Source organism: Nostoc sp., from assembly GCF_036917515.1.
GTDB lineage: Bacteria > Cyanobacteriota > Cyanobacteriia > Cyanobacteriales > Nostocaceae > Nostoc.
Genome location: NZ_JBALDE010000185.1, coordinates 1 through 3,068, shown reverse-complemented (window position 1 = coordinate 3,068; position 3,068 = coordinate 1). Strand labels below are relative to the sequence as shown.

The window sequence follows — 3,068 nt, the reverse complement described above, 5'->3', positions numbered from 1 at the left end:
ATCACAGGAGTAAGGTTTCATTCTACAGGCACTTAGACGTTGATATACTCCATCATCCCATACTGTATTGCACTCAAGCAGGAACTGCTATATACTCGGTTATTCGCATCCGATTCCAGTCCATCAGAACCCCCACCCTTATCACCGTGATCTTCGACTGTTGCTGCAACCTGTGCATCAGTCATTTGTTGATTAGAAAGTGCATCAACACTAACACTGTAGAGTTTGCGGCTTGCGAGTGGGCAATAAAATAGACGAGAACCGTCTGCACTGATAGCAATGCCATCCGAACCTAACTTGATATAACTAGGAGGTTGGTTAGCTGGTCGGCTCATCAGAGGTTGACCTTCAACGCTTGGCAAGAAATTCCGCTCTGCTTTGGTAGAAAGATGATCGTTGAGCCGTCGCCAACTTTTACCACTGGCTAAATCAACAACAATGATGCCATTTGCACCCTTATCAGATGAGTCAGTAATAAACGCCATACCTGATTTACCCCGCCGCAGGTCAAAGCGCACATCATTCAAATATGTCGTTGGCAAGGCAACTTCTTGAGGAAAAAGAATAGTCTTAAAAATGCGATTTTGCTTCAGGTCAACACCAATTAGTTTTGGACCACCGTAGGAGGTCGGTGCAAATTCTATGCTTCCAGTATCCACAATCCAAAGGCGGTCTAGTGGATCAACAACAACACTTTGAACAGAAACTAGCGATTTGGACTGTTCGCTGCTGTTAGGTCGATTGATTTGGGCATTTGGGTAGGCTACTGCACGACCATTCTTAATCTCTGCAACTGTAAAGTCTACTGAATCACCCCACCGGGGAAAGTTAACAAAAATCCGCCCACTTTGAGACACACTAACTCCTGTTAACATTGGACCACTAAAAGCAGCAACTTGCTCTATATTGCCAATCGTCTTTGCTTGCGGTAATTTTGTGCTACTTTTTGCCGCAAGCGATGGCATATAATAAACCAATGCGAGCGCGCAGCCAATTAACAATCCAAGAAGTACTTTTAGCGTTCTCAACAACTTTTTGCCTCTAACACAACTTCATAATCTTAAAAAACCAGTAATTCTTTTGACTCTAGCAAACGACAGATTCAATTAATTCCTTTTTTACTTGACATTTCTATACTTCATTTGGATGCTGTATTTGGAGTTTTTCATGCTGTATTCCAGTCGGCTAAGGACTGTGCTCAACAGCTTGTGGCGGTATCGTCCTGATCTATCTATGTACGTCTGGGTTGCGCCGCGTCCTTTCTGCTGATGGTGAGCTTATCCCTAAATTGGGGATTTTCTCAAGTAAAATTTTCAAAACAGAATATTGGCGATCTTAACCAAAATAATGAGTATGGCTAAAACTAAAAAATCAGAAAACATTGCCAAACAAGCGGTTAACCCTTCTTCAAATGCGCTATACGTGCTAGAGGTTTTTTTAATTGACGGTCCAATTACAGAGAAATTTGCAGCAGAAAATCCCGTGGTGTCTCGAACAATTGAGATTAAAGGCAGCAATACTTTGGAGAATTTACATCAAATCATCTTCAAGGCATTCGACCGAGAAGATGAACATATGTACGAATTCCAAGTTGGCGGAAGGAGACCACAAGATCCAAATGCAAGACGCTACTGCTTAAAGCAAGCATTTTCCAGTTCCGATCTGACACTAGCGCTTACAGGGGATGTATCTAGTACTTCAATTGCGTCGTTAGGCTTATCTATTGATGATGCTTTCGGTTACTGGTTCGATTTTGGTGATGATTGGTGGCACCAGATTGATGTCATAAACATACAAGACTTGGCTCAATCAGGTAAGTATCCCAAAATTACTCAGCGAGTTGGAGCTAGCCCTCCGCAATATGCAGATTTTGATTAAAAGAAAAAATTACTTATTTGGAAGATAAAACACAATATCATTCTATAAAACTCACGCCCCTAAATGAGGAAGTGGAAATATCTGATCCCGAATGGAATGGGTTAAGTCTGCAAATAAGGTATTTTATGAATAAATATAATGTTCCCCAATTTTCTGCTATCACAAGTTAACCAACTCAAAGACATAGAGGCGATCGCTTTTATTAAAAGTATTGAAAGAATTGCCTTGACAACTTCCCTTAGTCAACATCCAATCTTGACAACGTATATTCACAAAGGTAGGGGAGTCACACCGATTTTATTACTGCACGGCTTCGACAGTTCTATCCTAGAGTTTCGTTTGCTGTTGCCATTACTTGCTGCTCAAAATGAAACATGGGCAGTAGATTTATTAGGTTTTGGCTTTACACAAAGACAAGAAGAAATCCAATACAATCCAAATACCATCAAAATTCACCTTTACAATTTTTGGAAAACTTTAATCAATCAACCTATCATACTAGTGGGTACATCAATGGGAGGTGCTACTGCGATTGACTTTACTCTCACTTATCCTCAAATTGTAAAATCGCTAGTATTGATTAATAGTTTAGGTCACACTAGCTCTCCTGCTTTTAGCAAATATTTATTTCCTCCTTTTGACTTTTTGGCTGTTCAATACCTGCGTCAGCGCCACATATTGGCATTAAACTTATGTAGTGTTTTACCTAATTTTGATCCCAAAATACTTTTGGCAATTCAGTGCACCATGCTACATCAACAAATGCCACTTTGGCTTGATGCTATGATTGATTATGTTAAAACTGGAGGTTATAGCAACTTGGCAGATAGAATTGCCTTGATTGACAAACCAACACTGATTTTATGGGGAGAAGCTGATGACATGCTCCCACTTGAAGATGCAGAAAAATTTAAGTGTTCCATTGCCAATTCTCAATTAATAAAACTTCAAAACTGTGGTCATGCTCCTCAACTTGAACAGCCCCAATTTACATCTCAACATATTTTACAATTTCTGAATAAATATAATTTCTAAGTGATTTAAACGAATTTTGAAAGTATTAGTTAAAATTTTTATCTATCAAGTTTCTTTGTTATACCAATTCTTTATGAAGCTGCGCTAAATAAAGCTTCAAGAATAAAGTCGTAAGAGGTGAGAGAAACAATCACCTCTGGTGTAATATTTTCTAG

3 protein-coding genes are annotated in these 3,068 nt (G+C 39.2%); 2 read left to right on the top strand and 1 reads right to left on the bottom strand.

Annotation, left to right across the window (positions count from 1 at the left end; translation table 11 throughout):
- Window positions 1–32 precede the first annotated feature (32 nt).
- Window positions 33–965, bottom strand: a complete 933-nt coding sequence (locus tag V7K89_RS24645) for an L-dopachrome tautomerase-related protein (RefSeq protein ID WP_335191834.1) — start codon at window positions 963–965, stop codon at window positions 33–35.
- Between the two features lie 388 nt (window positions 966–1,353).
- Between V7K89_RS24645 and V7K89_RS24640 the strand changes: the two genes are divergently transcribed.
- Together V7K89_RS24640 and V7K89_RS24635 are read left to right on the top strand one after the other, a co-directional pair.
- Window positions 1,354–1,878 carry a plasmid pRiA4b ORF-3 family protein gene (locus tag V7K89_RS24640; protein ID WP_322710863.1) on the top strand — a complete coding sequence of 175 codons (525 nt, stop codon included), beginning with the start codon at window positions 1,354–1,356 and terminating at the stop codon, window positions 1,876–1,878.
- 138 nt (window positions 1,879–2,016) lie between these two features.
- On the top strand, window positions 2,017–2,913 hold the full coding sequence (locus V7K89_RS24635; RefSeq protein ID WP_335191831.1) for an alpha/beta fold hydrolase: 897 nt from the start codon (window positions 2,017–2,019) through the stop codon (window positions 2,911–2,913).
- Window positions 2,914–3,068 lie beyond the last annotated feature (155 nt).